The organism is Desulfovibrio gilichinskyi, from assembly GCF_900177375.1.
Taxonomy (GTDB): domain Bacteria; phylum Desulfobacterota; class Desulfovibrionia; order Desulfovibrionales; family Desulfovibrionaceae; genus Maridesulfovibrio; species Maridesulfovibrio gilichinskyi.
The window spans coordinates 914,647-929,886 of sequence record NZ_FWZU01000001.1; the positions used below are offsets into that span (position 1 = coordinate 914,647).

General features: G+C 45.4%; 18 protein-coding genes. 3 read left to right on the forward strand and 15 right to left on the reverse strand.

Annotation, left to right across the window (positions count from 1 at the left end; translation table 11 throughout):
* The 3 genes from B9N78_RS04270 (at position 1) to B9N78_RS04280 (ending at position 2,881) form a co-directional block, all read left to right on the forward strand.
* Complete coding sequence (locus B9N78_RS04270) at positions 1-882, forward strand: Rha family transcriptional regulator (protein WP_085098807.1); 882 nt, start codon at positions 1-3, stop codon at positions 880-882.
* Positions 875-1,114 (forward strand): hypothetical protein, encoded by a 240-nt coding sequence (locus B9N78_RS04275; protein WP_085098810.1) that lies wholly within the window; start codon positions 875-877, stop codon positions 1,112-1,114. Before B9N78_RS04270 ends, B9N78_RS04275 begins: the two co-directional genes overlap by 8 nt.
* 150 nt (positions 1,115-1,264) lie before the next feature.
* Complete coding sequence (locus B9N78_RS04280) at positions 1,265-2,881, forward strand: pentapeptide repeat-containing protein (RefSeq protein WP_085098812.1); 1,617 nt, start codon at positions 1,265-1,267, stop codon at positions 2,879-2,881.
* A 43-nt stretch (positions 2,882-2,924) separates the two neighbouring features.
* On the opposite strand, the gene B9N78_RS04285 is transcribed toward B9N78_RS04280, so the two are convergent.
* The 15 genes from B9N78_RS04285 to B9N78_RS04355 all read right to left on the reverse strand — a co-directional run bounded on the left by B9N78_RS04285 (position 2,925) and on the right by B9N78_RS04355 (position 15,236).
* Positions 2,925-3,908, reverse strand: a complete 984-nt coding sequence (locus tag B9N78_RS04285) for a contractile injection system protein, VgrG/Pvc8 family (protein WP_085098814.1) — start codon at positions 3,906-3,908, stop codon at positions 2,925-2,927.
* A complete protein-coding gene (locus B9N78_RS04290; protein WP_085098817.1) occupies positions 3,899-4,099 on the reverse strand; it encodes a tail protein X in 201 nt (66 codons plus the stop codon). The genes B9N78_RS04285 and B9N78_RS04290 overlap by 10 nt, the downstream gene beginning before the upstream one ends.
* On the reverse strand, positions 4,096-4,476 hold the full coding sequence (locus B9N78_RS04295) for a phage tail protein (protein WP_085098820.1): 381 nt from the start codon (positions 4,474-4,476) through the stop codon (positions 4,096-4,098). Before B9N78_RS04295 ends, B9N78_RS04290 begins: the two co-directional genes overlap by 4 nt.
* 9 nt (positions 4,477-4,485) lie before the next feature.
* Complete coding sequence (locus B9N78_RS04300; RefSeq protein WP_085098824.1) at positions 4,486-6,513, reverse strand: phage tail tape measure protein; 2,028 nt, start codon at positions 6,511-6,513, stop codon at positions 4,486-4,488.
* 126 nt (positions 6,514-6,639) lie between these two features.
* A complete protein-coding gene (locus B9N78_RS04305; protein ID WP_085098826.1) occupies positions 6,640-6,879 on the reverse strand; it encodes a phage tail assembly protein in 240 nt (79 codons plus the stop codon).
* A 28-nt stretch (positions 6,880-6,907) separates the two neighbouring features.
* Entirely contained in the window at positions 6,908-7,417 is a 510-nt protein-coding gene (locus B9N78_RS04310; RefSeq protein ID WP_085098829.1) for a phage major tail tube protein, read from the reverse strand.
* Positions 7,417-8,619 (reverse strand): phage tail sheath C-terminal domain-containing protein, encoded by a 1,203-nt coding sequence (locus tag B9N78_RS04315; protein WP_085098832.1) that lies wholly within the window; start codon positions 8,617-8,619, stop codon positions 7,417-7,419. The genes B9N78_RS04310 and B9N78_RS04315 overlap by 1 nt, the downstream gene beginning before the upstream one ends.
* Positions 8,620-8,632: 13 nt before the next feature.
* Complete coding sequence (locus B9N78_RS04320; protein WP_245805455.1) at positions 8,633-8,932, reverse strand: hypothetical protein; 300 nt, start codon at positions 8,930-8,932, stop codon at positions 8,633-8,635.
* 3 nt (positions 8,933-8,935) lie between these two features.
* Positions 8,936-11,389 (reverse strand): hypothetical protein, encoded by a 2,454-nt coding sequence (locus tag B9N78_RS04325; protein WP_085098835.1) that lies wholly within the window; start codon positions 11,387-11,389, stop codon positions 8,936-8,938.
* Entirely contained in the window at positions 11,382-12,068 is a 687-nt protein-coding gene (locus B9N78_RS04330; RefSeq protein WP_085098838.1) for a phage tail protein I, read from the reverse strand. The genes B9N78_RS04325 and B9N78_RS04330 overlap by 8 nt, the downstream gene beginning before the upstream one ends.
* Positions 12,068-12,949 (reverse strand): baseplate assembly protein, encoded by an 882-nt coding sequence (locus B9N78_RS04335; protein ID WP_085098841.1) that lies wholly within the window; start codon positions 12,947-12,949, stop codon positions 12,068-12,070. Before B9N78_RS04335 ends, B9N78_RS04330 begins: the two co-directional genes overlap by 1 nt.
* Positions 12,946-13,287, reverse strand: a complete 342-nt coding sequence (locus B9N78_RS04340; protein WP_085098843.1) for a GPW/gp25 family protein — start codon at positions 13,285-13,287, stop codon at positions 12,946-12,948. Before B9N78_RS04340 ends, B9N78_RS04335 begins: the two co-directional genes overlap by 4 nt.
* Positions 13,284-14,129: a phage baseplate assembly protein V gene (locus B9N78_RS04345; RefSeq protein WP_085098846.1), complete on the reverse strand. Its 846-nt coding sequence runs from the start codon at positions 14,127-14,129 to the stop codon at positions 13,284-13,286. The genes B9N78_RS04340 and B9N78_RS04345 overlap by 4 nt, the downstream gene beginning before the upstream one ends.
* The gene (locus tag B9N78_RS04350; RefSeq protein ID WP_085098849.1) at positions 14,092-14,640 is read right to left on the reverse strand and encodes a hypothetical protein; all 549 of its coding nucleotides are present in this window, start codon (positions 14,638-14,640) and stop codon (positions 14,092-14,094) included. Before B9N78_RS04350 ends, B9N78_RS04345 begins: the two co-directional genes overlap by 38 nt.
* Positions 14,622-15,236 (reverse strand): hypothetical protein, encoded by a 615-nt coding sequence (locus B9N78_RS04355; RefSeq protein ID WP_085098852.1) that lies wholly within the window; start codon positions 15,234-15,236, stop codon positions 14,622-14,624. The genes B9N78_RS04350 and B9N78_RS04355 overlap by 19 nt, the downstream gene beginning before the upstream one ends.
* Positions 15,237-15,240: the final 4 nt, after the last annotated feature.

The following is a 15,240-nucleotide window of genomic DNA, read 5'->3' on the forward strand; positions in this document are numbered from 1 at the left end:
ATGGCTGAAAAGAACTTAGCCAATTCACACACTTCTGACAACAGTTCAGTTGTTAGCTCCCCTACGCTTGCTATTGCTGATGGTAAGCCCGTTGTTTCGTCCCTTACGATTGCTGAACATTTTGGCAAACGCCATGATGACGTGCTTAAAAAGATTAAACAGCTCGATATTCCGGATGATTTTGGACTCCGCAATTTTGCGGAGTCCTCTTATGTCAATGCTCAGAACAAAGAAATGCCCTGCTATAACCTCACTCGTGACGGCTTCGCCTATCTGGTCATGGGCTTTACTGGCAAAAAAGCATCCGCATGGAAAATACGTTATCTTGAAGCGTTTAATACAATGGAAGAAGAGCTTCTACGGATTCAGAACAAAACAAGCCACAACCAAACCATACAGGCTATTTCGGATTGCTTGATACGTGACAACACCGTGCATGCATTTATTAATGAAGCGTGCGAAATAGCATCATGGGGCCGAGTTTCAAAAACAGAGCTGTATCAATATTACAAACTGTTTTGCGAACGGAACGACGAACTGGCCATGCACCGTGCACGCTTTTTTGCTGATCTATACTCTATGCTCAAAGACGTAAGAGAAACACGGCCACGCATAGACGGGCATCGTTGCCGTATGCTTTTAGGCATTGCGCCATATCCTCAGCTCGATGCACCATCAAAAGTTCCCAAGCTTCCTGCGCCCAAAACCGAACCAGAGATTTATGGCCATAGCTCCCCGAAAAATTCCATAGCTACGGCAAAAACGATCATATTCCAAAATCTGGAACAACTCCCAAGAGCAGAACGCCAAGCAATGCTAATGGCCTACGATGCCCTTATTGAAGCAGAACAGGTTTTAAGTGTGGAGGCAGAAAATGAATAGTAATGATCTATGCCACCACGTTTCGGATATGATGTCAGCGGCTTGTTCCCTCGAATATTTACGGGACCAAATGGAACTGGAACACCGCTATGGCGAAGCTTACCTACTAGACTTAATACGAAAGAAAGTTTCAGAAGGTGCCGAAGCCTTTAGTATGTACGAAGTGGAAGAGCAAAAGAAAAAGGATAGGAAGGGTAAGCCTGCGGCGGTTTTGGAGTTGGTGCGGAAGTAAAAGATTCAACCTCTCGCAGAATATTCTGTGAGAGGCTATCACCTATCTAAATAATCATCATAAATTGATTTTGTATCTTCAACATCTTGCTTTTATTTCAAGCATAACCTATCCACAATTAAGGCATATAACGACCCGGAGAATTGAAGAATGAAAAAAATATTTATTAAATCCCAAAAAAACCACCCCTATATCATAATAACCATTTTAACACTTGGTGTTATAGCCATAACACTGACAGCAATATGGCCCGAATGGTTGTCTAGTACAATAGAGCACCTCAAAAAAGGTGCTAACGGTGGTAAGGATAAAGTTGCAAACTATATAATATACAGAAACATGGGCCTTTCAATTGCCGGACTGATAGGGCTTAGCTTTGCCTATTCCCGTTCAAAAAGTCTTTCAAGACAAGCAACAGTTGCCGAACAAGGGCACATCACAGATAGGATCATAAAAGCGACTGAGCAATTAGGAAGTCCAGAACTCCATGTTCGAATTGGCGCTATATATACTTTATGGAGAACAGCACAAGATACTAAACTAGAAACAGATAAAATCATGATTTTAGATATGCTGTGTGCATATATTCGTAGCCCAACCAGAAGTGATCATGATTTAGAACACTTTAATCTAAAAAATAAATATGGGAAAATAAAACAAATACACGAAAAAAACAAAATACGAGAGGATGTACAAATTTGTTTAACCTTAATTACAAAAAATATTTCAAGTTTTGAGCTAACTAAACATTATCCTTGTAATCTCCAAAATTCAAACTTAAATGAGGCAGACCTTGTTAAGGCAGACCTTAAGGAAGCAGTCCTTCATGGAGCAAACCTTAAAGGGGCAAACCTTTATGGAGCAAACCTTCAGAGGGCAAACCTTGATAAAGCAAACTTTGAGAATGCAAGCCTTCATAATGCAAATCTTAATTGTACAAGCCTTCATACGGCGAATCTTAAAAAGGCAAACCTTATGTGTGCAAACCTTATACTGACAAACCTTCAGCACGCAAACCTTCAAAGAGCAGTCCTTCAGGGAACAGATCTTCATGAGGCAGACCTTCAGTGGGCAGACCTTCAAGGGGCAAGACTTTGGGAAGTCAAACTTAAAGGGGCAAACCTTAAGAATGTTAATTTTGAGGGCGCAAGCCTTAGCTATCTAAACCTCGAGGGAGCAGACCTTAAGGACACAAATCTGAAAGGAGCAAACCTTGAAAGCGCAAATCTTCAGAAAGCAAACTTTTATGGGGCAGAACTTGATGGTGTGATATTTCAAAGTGCAAACCTTAAGGAAGCGAACCTTCAATGGGCATGCCTTGAAGGTGTAAACCTTCACAACGCAAATCTTAAAAAGGCAAACCTTGAAAATGCAAACCTTAATAATGCAGATCTTGAAAATGCAAAACTCGAAGAAGCACAACTTCAAAGGGCAAGCCTCGAAGGGGCCTCCCTTTGGAAAGCAACGCTTCAGGGGGCAAACCTTCAGAGCGCAAATCTTCAAAAGGCAATACTTTGGAATGTAAATCTCGAGGGGGCAGACCTTAAGGAGGCAAATCTTAAAGAGGCTAACTTTGAAGGCGCAAACCTTAAAGAGGTAAACTTTGAAGGAGCAAACCTTCAATGGGCAGGATTCAAAAATGCAGACGTTAAAGGGGCAAACTTTAAGAAGTCAGACCTTCAATGGGCAGGCCTTGGAGGAGTAGACCTTGCGGAGGCAAATTTTGATAAAGCAAACCTTGACGACACTTTTTTTTCAAACAATTAGTCATAGTTACTTAGATATAAATATATTATGGATTAAAAACAAATCACACCCTCTCCCCCTCAACACTAGTAACATACCCCCCACTCCCCAACTTATGAGTCGCACGGGTAACACTCCAAAGACCATTAACCCCATCACGAAAACCGGAAAGCGAAAGCCTACATTCTGCCCTTAGCTCTGGCCTTCCCGGAAGGCTTACGGAAAGGCTTTGCTTACCCCTTTGGAAAGCCTCTAGTTTAGCCTTTGCCGCTTTTGCCGCTGACTCCTGCGTGGGGTAAATATGCCGAATGCGACGCATGGGTTCCCCTGCTCCTGCAATCTCTTCAATATCCTTTGCAGATTCTACAGAACGCCAGATAGCAACGACCTGATTATAGTCAGTTCTGGCGGTGATAGTTACACGGTAATTTGTAACGTCTGTGGGGATCAGGGCCACGGTAGGCATTGATTTGCCGGAAATAGTTTTACCCTGCCCCTTGTGAGCAAATACAAGCTTGCCCCCGTTAGCCTTGGCTATTGCGTCGTGATCTTTGGCTATGCGGGTTAATAGATGCATGTCAGATTCGTTTATCTGGTCGATATGCGGTAAACCTACGCCGGACAAATCAGAAGCAACGGCAGGGTCAAGTCCGTGGTCAGCACTTACCGTTGCCACTAATGCGCCTATCGTTTGCGGTAGCCATGAACGTGTTTTCTGTGTCTGAAGATGATAATACGCCTTGCTCTTTTCCTGCGGTGCGCCCGCCGCCTTAATGCACATTTTATCCGGCGGACCTGAAAGCGTAATTTCGTCCGAAACAAACAGCCCCATATATGTTGCCGCTTCTCCGTAACCAAGCCATACTTTAAGCTGTCCACCTGCTTTCGGTAGCCTGTACCCTTTATCGTGCAGGGAAATAGACAAAGAATCAGATTTTACGCCAGCTTCATCAGTTATAGTCAAAGAAATTAAATTTTCCCGAATAGCTTCGGTTATGTCGCTTCCGTCCGCTTCAACTCTGTATGCTGGCTTGTGAGTTAATCCCATAAACTTATGCCTTGATCTTTTTCCGGTGTAGCCAGTTCCGGCAAGTCAATTTCAATACCAGCATCAAAAACCGGACCTTTATCAGCAAGGCCGGGATTAGCTTCAAGCACAGTGGCAACGGCAGATTCACGCCCGTAATATTTAAAGCAAATTCTATCTAACAAATCGCCGTCTTTAGTTCTGTAAATCATTCTTCGTACCGCTGAATTTTAAGTGTAAATTCTTGCTTACGGGCAACACCATCTTTAAAAAACACGCTGTCCTTTTCACCAACGGAAAGAATCACCCATTCATCATGGACATTGCCAAGCCCATCTACCAGCATCAGCGGGTCGCCCTTCGCTTGCATTGCCCGCATTTTATCAATCTGTCCTAAACCGCCTTTGTAATGAGGATAGATAACACCGGGCAATGTTATTGAATCATCCCCCGGCCCCAAATCCTGCATAGCGGCTCGTTTACCTATCCTATTAATTTTACCCCACCTTTGAGCCGTTGAACGTTGCAAGGTCTGGTATGCGGCTGTATCAACACTAAAAAGAAATTCACCTAGTTTCAGCATTGCCATAAAAAACTCCTAATCATGCAGGGCAAGGCGTGCATTATCGTGATTATTTTCTTCAATTCTCCGCATAACTTCATCCGCTATTTCTTCGGCAGACTGCCCCGGTGCGGCATTAATAGTAATAGTATATTTATTAGATGATGTTGAAGAACTGGCTTGTACTGAACGTGCTTCAACAGGCATTGCCTCGGTTATTGTTTCAGCACGGGCCGTCGCAACAGGGATAGCTTTAGCAACGGCCTTACCAACTATAACCGTTTGATCCTTTTCTTCATCATCACCAAACCCAAAAAAACCAGCTACAGAAGAAATTGCCGAACCTATCCCGCCAAAAACAGCGGCGGCTTTGTCACCAATCCAGCCGAATAAATCGCCAACCCAAGCCTTGATTGGCGACCAATGCTGAATGACAAGCCCCAACGGGGTAAAGTTCATAAAGACAGATTTAATAAAGTCGAATCCGTCGGAAACAGCATTGCCAATCATTGAACCAAAGTTGCCGAAAAAGTCGCAAATCGGGTCCCAATATTTCCAGACAAGCACAGCCGCGCCGATTACCGCAGTAACAGCCAGCCCAATAGGGTTTGCCATTACTGCCGCACCTATTGCACGAATGCCCGTAACAACCGCCGGAAAATAAGTTGAAACAATCGGGACAATAGCCTTGCCCACAGTGAAAAGATTAGTTGCAAAGCGTCCAATACCCAATGCGGCTTTGGCTCCAAAAGCAAACCCGATAGCAATAGCGAGATTATCAAAACCGCCAACAAATGAGGCTACCGTCGAAACCGCACTACCTATTGTTGAAACAACGGTATAAACTCCGCGCCCAAATGCCAGAAAGCCCGGTATTGAATCCTTGACGGCATCCCCTATGCCGATCAAATCTTTTTTGTTACTTGTAACCCAATCGGCAAGCTTTGGACCGTATTCATCAACCAGCGGAGCAATTGCACCACCTATCAAACCAAAAAATTCAGAAGTAACAGACCCGACAACGGTAGTGAGATGTGAAAAGGCCGTATTATACGCCGCCGCACCTGCCCGCCCTTCGTCAGAAAGAACATTTAGCCGCATTTGCTGATCTAGAATTTCATCAATGCCCTCTTTACGTGATCGAAGATAACCAAAAAATTTATTAGCTTCACCGCCGAACAGCATATCAGCGGCGGAAACAGCCGCCTGCTGATCAGGCATATCTTTGATGGCTTTTGCTATTTCCCGGAACTGTTCTTCCGGTTTCATATCTCTAAGCTCTTCAAAAGACAGACCGAGCATTTCAAGTGATTCTTTTACAGGTGTTGTTTCTTCAAGCCCGGCACTTTCACCGAGCTTGTTATTCATTTCTTCAACAAGGTCGCCCACATTGTCGATTTCAAACCCGGCTTCTTTGGCAACTCCGCCCCACGCCTGAAGACTGTCCGCAGACATATTCAGTGATCGGGCGAGGGCCACTTGTTCACCCGTGGCCTTATTTGTCATAGTGACAGCCGCGCCAACAACACCAATTCCAGCAGCAACACCAACCCCGATACGGGCCGCGTCACCTATCTGGCTTTTCATTCTGCTGCCAGCTTCAACCGCACGGTTCAGGCTATCCATATTGCGCTTGGCTTTGCTCAGTTCAGCAGACAAGCGAATATGCTCGCCCGTAAGATTAGAGGTTTTTACCCCCGCCTTTTGCAAGGCCGCGCCCATATCGTTTAGCTTTTCACGACCTGCATTATAAGCCCGTCCGGCTTTCTCTGCGGCGGCATCCGCACGGGCCAGCTCCGCAGTCATTTTTTTAGAAGGCTTTAAGGTTGCTTCATGCTCTTTGCGAAGCTTAGCGGCATTGCGCTTAAGTTCGTCATACTCTTTGCCGAGTTTACCAACAGCTTGAGGATCGTACTTTTCAAGCATATCAAGTTTATCTTTAGTGTTGCGAACAGCATCACCAACTCCGGAAAGATCACCGCCCAAGACTTTAATACTTGAGCGGAAGGATTCTTTCACGGCTCCGCCTATCTCAACAACTGCGGAAAACTTTTTATTTGCCACTTTGCAACCTCATTGCCTCGCTTAAATCATCAAGAAAATCTTCTGTATCCATGTCCATAATTTCGGAGCGGCTCCAACCTGTAAAATGGGCCAGAGCCAACACCCTTTGCCGAACCTCTTTAGGTTCTAGGATAAAAAACTGCGGTACTCTTTTTGAAGCTTTGAATAATCTTTCATGTCCATATTTTCGATCACTGCCGGAGCAACTTCGCAAAGATTGGCAAAAAGCTGTACTTCAATTTCATCCTGCGACTTGCTGGATTTTTTAGCGACAAGCTGATCCTTAACTTTAGGGCGACGCATATTAATTTTATCTAGCGGAACCCCGCCAACCTCAACCGGATATTCAAGTTTAATTTCACTCATTTTTAAATTCTCCTATAACCGTTTTGATTTATACTTTTATTGCGTTGCGAATTTCTTCAAGACGGTCTTTACCGTTAATAGCGCGCTTCATGTTCGGGATATCAATTTCATGCAGGATTGTGCCGTCCTGTTCCCGTTTGTAATATTCAAGCTTCATGGTAAATGTTTGATTATTCTTTTCGCCAGCTTTCCAAGACCCATCTTCAATAGATGTTACGGTCCCACGCATATTGATAACAACGGGCTTTACAGAACCGTCCCAAGATTCCAGCGCGCCCCGCGCGGTGAGCTGTGTTTTTTCACCAACGGCAACACCCCATAAGCTTAAAACTTCAGGGAAATGCCCGGTCAAAACAAATGATGTTTCAAGGCCTTCCATGCCCATATCAATTGCTATTGGACCATCCATACCCCCGGCACGGTGATCATCTGTTTTAACCCCCAATTTTGGGGGCTTAAACTCTTCAGCGTTTCCGGCATAACCTTTACCATCAACCGAAATAGAGAAATTTTTCAGAATATAATCTGCAACTGGCATTAGAAAATCTCCTCAAAGTAATCGTTAACCATACGACTACGGAAAGTTACGTGTTCGGCGGGTGCTGGCGGGGTAAAGTCAAAGTCAAAATATACCTTACCTGCCGCAATCTGATCCGGTGAATTAAGTTCTGGATCAGCCCAACAAGTGCCGCCAAGTATTGCGCCTTGATTAACCAGAGAACGAAGATAGTTATTAACGCCCTCGGTTACATCTTCCATGTATGTTTTGGTTATGTTGCGATCCACGGCCCAAAGGTGAGCTTGAAGCAGGGATTCATTAATCATGTCCGCAGTACGGCGAACAGAAAGGAAAGCCCATTTAGCATCCGATGAACAAGTCCGGTTGCCCCAAAGCCTGAATCCGTCTTCATTAATGATAGTGGTTACATTCTTTTCATTAAGCAGGTTGGCGCGGCAATTTGCATCGCCAAGCGCAAAATCAACAGGGCGGGCCGTGCCGGAAATACCCATAATTTCCTGATTAGATGGCGACCACCAAAACCCTTTATCATTATCAATCTTGGCAATCAGCCCTGCAACGCGCGCGGATGGCGGTTCATTTACATAAACCCCGTTGCGATAAACTTTTACCCACGGGTCAACGACGTAACAGCGTCCGCCAAGGTCATTTTCCATGCTGATTGCATCAGCATCGTTAGTGTTGGGACCATCAACAAGGATAGTAGCCCGTAGACGCGGTGCTATTCCTTCAAGTTCTGCAACAACCGGATTCTTAAAGAAAATACCAGGATGTTCGGAATCCTCTTCTTGCTGGTGGGTAAAGCCCGGCGCAAGTAGAATGCGAGGGGTAAAGCCTAAAGCGGACTTTGAACCAAGCAAGGCTTGAACGCCTAAGTAATTGCCGTTTATCGGATCAACTCCGCCGATTACATTCGTCATGGTTTCGGCATCGTTTGCGCCTTCTTCAACGCGGATCACAACCACCACGGCCCCGATCTGGTCAAAGATTGCATCAAGCGCATTGGGCAAAGTACCTGCTCCGTTACCCACTGTATCAAGTTTTGCGGCCTCAGTACGATTACCTGCAATCATAACAGGTTTATTAAGCGGGAAAACGGCTTCATCAGCATCAGGGGCCGTGCCTATAATGCCGATTACCGAAGACCGGACAGTCCGAATAGTGCGCGGGCCATCGTCAATTTCGATAACCTCAACGCCGTGTAAAAAAGTTTCAGGCATTTTTTTCTCCTGTTTAGTTATTACGACCCATCAAAATTATGCGGAAAATTCCGAAGATGTTTTTAAGTGCACTTTTACGAGTTTCGACATTTGTTGCGGCTTCGTAAGCGGCTTCTGCCGCGTCAAGAGCACTACGGGTTTGATTCGATATTTTGCCGCTATCAATAAGGCGTACCGAAAGTTTTACCGACTTCTCTGTACCCGGCAGAATAATTTCAGAAGAGTTACCGAGTTCATTAAGGATGAACGGCGCAAGCTCCGCCGCCAGTCTCTTTTTTTCGGCAATCGTCATATCATTTATATTTATACTCATGGGCTATGCTCCTTGTTTCCAAGTATCGATTTGAGTTTCAGCAACGCGGCATTCGCTATCCTTAGATAATCCAGACACGCCAAGGGCCACACGGCGGAAAGGTTCAGCCGGGGTTTGTTTGGTCGATTCAAGTAAAATGAAATCAGGGCGGTCTGGATCGGAATCCGTGCCGAGGGTGGCATTTTCAATATCAATTTCGGCAAAATCTGCTTGAGCGAAAGCAGCCCCGGCGGGGCCAGTTGCGGCTGTAAGTTTAGGGATTATGTGAGCGCGAGTAGGGGGTTCTGTGTATCCGGCGGCGGAAGTATCGATTTCAAATAACCTCTCGTTTTTAAGCAATTGGACTTCATCAGCACTAATTCCTCTATTAAACACTCGGATTTGATCAACATACTGTGTATAATGAAACATGCCCAAAAACACTAAATTTGAATAACCCGGCAGTGTCACAGAGTGTATCAATTCACTATCAATATATAATTTTCGGACATTATTACCGTTAACCCCACCAGCCGTTATGCACCAATGATGGTATTTACCGTCCATAATTTTTGAATTAATATAATTATATTGTGCATCAGTCACATACGCAGTGCTATTCTGGCCCAAATAAATAATTTTATTCGAACCGCCAAAACCGATAAGCCTAGAAATGTCCGCACTCGTTACGGAAAAAGATTGTCTAAACATGATATGTAGCCAATTCTTATCTTTTGACCACAACGAAAATGCAAAGTTATTAGTATTAATTGCAGTGGTGCCTCTAAAGCTGACTGTCGCGGCTGGATTAATAGCGTGGCCGTGACACTCCGGTATATGGGCACCACCACCCCATTTACCATCAATTTCAACCAAGCTTGTCGGTGCTGAACAACCATCCGCTAACCCAAGAGGTGACCCTTCATTAAATGGGAAACAATCAACACATGATTTATCTCCAAAAATATCCAATACGTTTGTAGAATCTTTCCCACTAACAGGTGCTTTTTTAACTGAACCCAACTCGGTTGAGACATCAACAGTCACGCCAACAATTGCTGTATCTGTATACAATTTTTGTGCAGAGCTGTTAGACATGATATTCAGTCCTTCACTACGCACCTTCGCACGCACCGAGTATTCCGCCCAATCCGCCTCGCCTTCACCTTGATCTATCCCATTACTGCGAAGCGCGGCATCATCAGCCAGCGCAACCCCTGCCGCACTTGCATCATCATGCCCAACCCACGAACTAGGATAAACTGCTTCGTCACCAGTTATAAAAGCGGAAGCTGTACGAAACGCTGTTGCTGTTGACCAATCAGACCAGCCAAGCACCGCGCCCTTATGACGACACTCAAAAACATAATCGCTTGAGACTTGAAGCAGTCCTGCAGGAATCAGATATTCCAGCACCGCGCCAAGTTCAGGCGACAAATGCAAAATGGTATCGCCCTGCCGGATTCTAAACTGAGTTGCGGCGTGTGTATCCGGTTCATCACCGACAACGGCAAACGGACTTGATTTTAAAGTCGGGCATTCCCCTACATTGGTTGCACCACTGATTGGTTCAGCATTTGCCGGACGCTCTACATAATTAAAAATATCCTTAGTCATGAAAGTTTTAGGTTCAGACCACGGAGACCATTGCCCGGTATTCAAACGGCGTCGAGTCCGCACCTTGTAAATTGTGCTTACCTGCAAATATCCGGCAGGAAGTTCAAAGCTATTCAAGGCTACAGAACTAGGACCGGAATCAAAAACAGGATTGGAAAAATTGCCAGATAGAAGGTCAACCTGCCACTGGCTTGCTTGATGCTCAGTATTTGCAAAAACAGGCACGAACTCGCGGGCGGTAATAATCGGCGTTTCGCCTATATTGGTTGCCCCGTCCGCGGGGTTTAAAATTTCTGGCGTTCCGGTTGCGAGCCTAGCCAGCAAATCAGGATGCGCTTCAGGATTAACATCATGTTCGCTAATATCGTCATGCGTAGCCAACAGGACAGGCGATTGCTTGATTGTAATTTCTTTTGCATTTCCCGTTACAACATCAATGCGGAACTGCTTTTCAAGCGGCGCGGCCCCGGCGGGCAGTTGCGGAATATAATCGTATTGATCGTCTCCCGAATAAACTACTGCATAAAGAATTTCACCGCGCGACGGGTGAGTTGCAAAAATGCCGAGTTCCCGCAGGGTAAAGCCGGATTCAAGCCCGCTGTTAGTCAGCATAGTAAAAATAGTGTAGCTTCCTGCGGCTTCGTCTGTTTCCGGCACAGAAGTCGGAGCAATTGAGCCAATATCAAGGCTCATTTCTTCGCGGATAAGTCCGGTCAACTCTGCGGGCGCACTTTGCTGTGCTTCACTCCAAAGGCCGGAACCGACAGCAACACGGGTAAAATCAAGAACGGCTCCCGCCCCGGTCAGCCCTAAAAGCTCCATGCCGAGCCGGGTAAGCCTCATACCTGTAAAATTAGGCATTCGTGCCTCCTATAGTAATTATATCCGTCACCTGTACGGCTCCGCCAAAAAACAGCCCCAAGGGTTCAACGGAAAGCTCCGTATCAGGTAAATTTATGTGAATAATATCCGCTTGTCTGACTCCTGCGCCTAAATAGAAACGGGAAGGTTCAGACGAAACATTAAAGTGAACAGGGATATGCTGAACTGAGCCGGAGCGAACAGCCCCGCCAGTAAATGCAGGGCTTTCAAGTGTGGAATGGAAAACCACAGAATCAAGGTGTGAACGGGTATTTTTAGAAACAGCTACAGCTTCAAGCATATCCAGATAAGCGGTTTCACTCGCGCCTATTCCGGTACGAACCTTGAACTTGTACGGATCGCCGTTGTATTCAAACCATTCAAGCACTTCGGCAGATATGCCTATTGCTTCCATGTATTTTTCAACGGCCCAAGGCGTACCCTTATGGCTATGAATTTCTATACTTGCCTTAATAACCGCGCGCTTTGTTTCTTCGGGCCATGAGTCTTTCCAAAGGTCCACGGAAAGCGACCACGCCAGCCACGGCAGAAAAACAACCGGACATTTATCAGGGTTCCACAAGTCGCGGATATCAACCGGAATGTTTTCAATCCGTGCAACAGAATTTGATAAATCACGCTCTTGCTTGGTTGCGTTAATAGGTAAAAGGTCAGCCATTAGCCTTCCTCCACTACAAACGCAGTACAAAAAGCGGCTTGATTTAGCTGCATAGCCAAATCCGTAACCGGAGAAGCAAGTTCAACTTTTGCCACGCCTTCAACATGCAAAGCGGCATAAATACCGGAAAGCGGAACAGTTGAGCCTAATGTATGCCGTTCACTTACATATTTAGTTACAGCGGAGCGGGCGGAATCAATTACGGATGAAGGAGCCGGGCCGGGCTGAATAAAAAGTTTTGCGTTAACTTCAAAATTTACAATTTCAGCAGGTTTTACAGTCACATGATCTGTTAAGGGTCTGACTTCGCGTCCGTTGATTACATCATTTACAGCTATAAGAGTTTCCGCATTCGGGGTTCCGTCGCCCACGCGACCCAAAACATAAACCTCAACTTCCCCCGGCACAGAACTTAAAGCCGAGGCATCACGTACAGCGGGAACTTTTAAGGCATGGAAAACATACGCTCCATCAGGGCCGGCAACGGAAAACCCTTCCGGGGCCATTTGAGTACGCTTGCGAAATTCTTCATCTGATTCATAAGTAGGCGGGATAACCGGACGCGCTTCAGAGTCGCCAGCATCAATTATTTTACGCTCAACCGGAGCAAGTGCCGCCAAATTATCAAGGTCATTACCCAAAGCATACGCAACCATGACCGCGCGGGTGGCATCATTAACGCGCTGGCGCAAATTGAGTTCACGGTATGCGGCAACCTCTAAAATTTTATAGGCAGGATCAGATTCAACAAGCGCGGAATACTCAGCATCACGCGCGCGAAGGTCTGCTAATATATCAGCGAGGATTGCTTCATAATCAAGCGTCTCGACAACATCAGGGGCCGGAACCTTGGACATATCAATGGATGTAAAACCATTCATGATATTACAATCCCGTCTAAGGTTATTTCCTTTCCTTCCGGCAGATACTTGCCCACCAAATCAATAATAATTTGTCCATTAGCCTTGAAGTCAGCGGCGGCAACTTTGGTAAGTTTAAAGCGCGGCTCCCATTTTTGGAGGGCTTCGGCAACGGCAGAATAATATTCAACAAGCAGGTCAGCACTATACGGCCTATCAACCAGTTGAAATAAGCGACTGCCATACTCACGGCGCATAATTCTTGAGCCGATTGGAGTTGTAAGAATATCCGTAATGGACTGCCTAAGATGTGCAATACCGTCTAAATGTTTGCCTGTACTGGCGCATACACCTTTCATAATGCACCGCCAGTGGGTTCATCGGTTACATCCCCGTTTTCAACATGAACGTGATGTTGCAGGGAAATACCATCGGAAATAAAATCACCGTCATGCTGATTAACTTCGCCGTAAATTTCACCACCGCCACCGTGGTTGCTGTTGCCCTGAACAAACGGGCCATCAAGAACAAGTAAAGGAGCGGAAAGAGTTATGCGGGTTGCGCTGTTAATGACAACCTCACCCTGTACATCAAGCACGACTTTTCCAGCGACAGTGTGATCAACATCACCGCCAACATCTTTTGAAACATTGCCGCCTATTGTACTGGTAAAATTCCCGCCGATATCATGCAAAACATCACGGTCAACCCTAAAGAAAACATCACGATGAACCTGCAAACTCATATCCCGATCTATTTCACGGATAGTATCACGGTGAACCTGTTCGTTTATATCCTGATCAATTTCGCGGTTAATATCGCCGGGGATATAAGCATGTAAAATATGTTTCAGACGGTCATATTCGATTATTGCGCCGTCTTCATATGTAGTGCGGTGAATAGTAGGACGGTCCGCCGGGGCCGGATGGCTGGTTGAAAAAATAGAACCCAAGACAACGCCACCGGAAATTTCACCGGATGGAGCAAGAACAAGAACCTGTTCATCAACTTCCGGTGCCCACCAAGTGTGGTCGCCGCCAGCGCGGAAAGTAACCCACGGAAGCCAATCCGAAACAGCCTCACCAAAGGACACACGTAAACGCGCCTTGCTGTAATCAGCTTCGGCAACGGTTCCGATGCGAACTACGTTTGATAAGCGGCGGTCAAGTTCTGCTAGCAGGTAAGGGTTGCCCTGTGACATCCTCATACTCCTCTATGTTTTCAGCTCCGATTAACGGGGTGTAGCCAAGAAAAACCGTTTCAGGAGTTATTCCCTCACCAGTCCAAACGGATTCACCCAGCATGCCGCTAAACTCAAATTCAACCCGCCATTCTTCGTATCCGTCCTTTGCGGGTTTAAAATCTTCAGGATATCCACCTACAAACTTTGCCGCTGAAACCGGAAGCCCGAAACGGTTGCCATCAATAAATTTAGCCAAAGCACAAACAATGGCGGCAACTTCACGGGCCGCATTCTTCACTCTGAAATGTATAAGAGGATAGACAACCCAACGCATATTAATTTCAAGCTGGCCTGTGCCGGGGTCAGAGTCGCTAGGTTCAATCTCTGAAAGTTCAAGAGCCAGTGCAGGGGCAACAACCTTTCCAGTTTCACAGCGATAATCACCAACTGTGCATTTTGGAAAAGCTTCTTTAAGCTTTTGGACAATTGCTTCGTGTGCATCAACTATGTTTATTTCTTTGATTCCCATCTAATTTCCCGTTCAAAAAATGTGTAAAATTTATTTTCAAAAGCCTTAAGAACATCAGCTTGAATGACATACTCCATAATCCGATCAATGCTTTCATACTGAGGAACAATGGGATATTGCGGAAAACTGCTATCTGAAAATCCAAGTTGCAATCGGCTAATCCTGCCGTAAGCTTCGCTTTCATGAAAAACCTTTTCTACATAAAGCCTTTTGGGAACGCGCCTATAAACACCACTTCTCCCATCACTTTTACGATTTGCAATAAAAGCGTGATTCCTATGAACTCCACCAGCTGTTACCCCGCTTCCGTCCTGTTTTGGATTCATCTCACGCAATGGAACAGGCATTTGCCCGAACCAAATACTTCCGGTTTTTTTCTTCTTTCCCCATACAGAGACATTAATTCGTTTTTTAAGAATATTTTGTTTTATACCTGTAAGTTGAGAAACACTGCGAAGTGCTACAACTCTTAAATGTCGTGCTGTTTTGGCTATGGCTCTTTTACATGCAATATCAATCTGCTTTTCAGTTGCGGCAAAATCAGCGGCAATCATATCCAACTTATTTGCATCTACCCTTATGTGATTATTCGACATTGAA

Coding starts and splice junctions, on each gene's coding strand:
- B9N78_RS04270 (WP_085098807.1), top strand. CDS start 1: ATGGCTGAAAAGAACTTAGCCAATTCACACACTTCTGACAACAGTTCA.
- B9N78_RS04275 (WP_085098810.1), top strand. CDS start 875: ATGAATAGTAATGATCTATGCCACCACGTTTCGGATATGATGTCAGCG.
- B9N78_RS04280 (WP_085098812.1), top strand. CDS start 1,265: ATGAAAAAAATATTTATTAAATCCCAAAAAAACCACCCCTATATCATA.
- B9N78_RS04285 (WP_085098814.1), bottom strand. CDS start 3,908: ATGGGATTAACTCACAAGCCAGCATACAGAGTTGAAGCGGACGGAAGC.
- B9N78_RS04290 (WP_085098817.1), bottom strand. CDS start 4,099: ATGATTTACAGAACTAAAGACGGCGATTTGTTAGATAGAATTTGCTTT.
- B9N78_RS04295 (WP_085098820.1), bottom strand. CDS start 4,476: ATGGCAATGCTGAAACTAGGTGAATTTCTTTTTAGTGTTGATACAGCC.
- B9N78_RS04305 (WP_085098826.1), bottom strand. CDS start 6,879: ATGAGTGAAATTAAACTTGAATATCCGGTTGAGGTTGGCGGGGTTCCG.
- B9N78_RS04310 (WP_085098829.1), bottom strand. CDS start 7,417: ATGCCAGTTGCAGATTATATTCTGAAAAATTTCTCTATTTCGGTTGAT.
- B9N78_RS04315 (WP_085098832.1), bottom strand. CDS start 8,619: ATGCCTGAAACTTTTTTACACGGCGTTGAGGTTATCGAAATTGACGAT.
- B9N78_RS04320 (WP_245805455.1), bottom strand. CDS start 8,932: ATGAGTATAAATATAAATGATATGACGATTGCCGAAAAAAAGAGACTG.
- B9N78_RS04325 (WP_085098835.1), bottom strand. CDS start 11,389: ATGCCTAATTTTACAGGTATGAGGCTTACCCGGCTCGGCATGGAGCTT.
- B9N78_RS04330 (WP_085098838.1), bottom strand. CDS start 12,068: ATGGCTGACCTTTTACCTATTAACGCAACCAAGCAAGAGCGTGATTTA.
- B9N78_RS04335 (WP_085098841.1), bottom strand. CDS start 12,949: ATGAATGGTTTTACATCCATTGATATGTCCAAGGTTCCGGCCCCTGAT.
- B9N78_RS04340 (WP_085098843.1), bottom strand. CDS start 13,287: ATGAAAGGTGTATGCGCCAGTACAGGCAAACATTTAGACGGTATTGCA.
- B9N78_RS04345 (WP_085098846.1), bottom strand. CDS start 14,129: ATGTCACAGGGCAACCCTTACCTGCTAGCAGAACTTGACCGCCGCTTA.
- B9N78_RS04350 (WP_085098849.1), bottom strand. CDS start 14,640: ATGGGAATCAAAGAAATAAACATAGTTGATGCACACGAAGCAATTGTC.
- B9N78_RS04355 (WP_085098852.1), bottom strand. CDS start 15,236: ATGTCGAATAATCACATAAGGGTAGATGCAAATAAGTTGGATATGATT.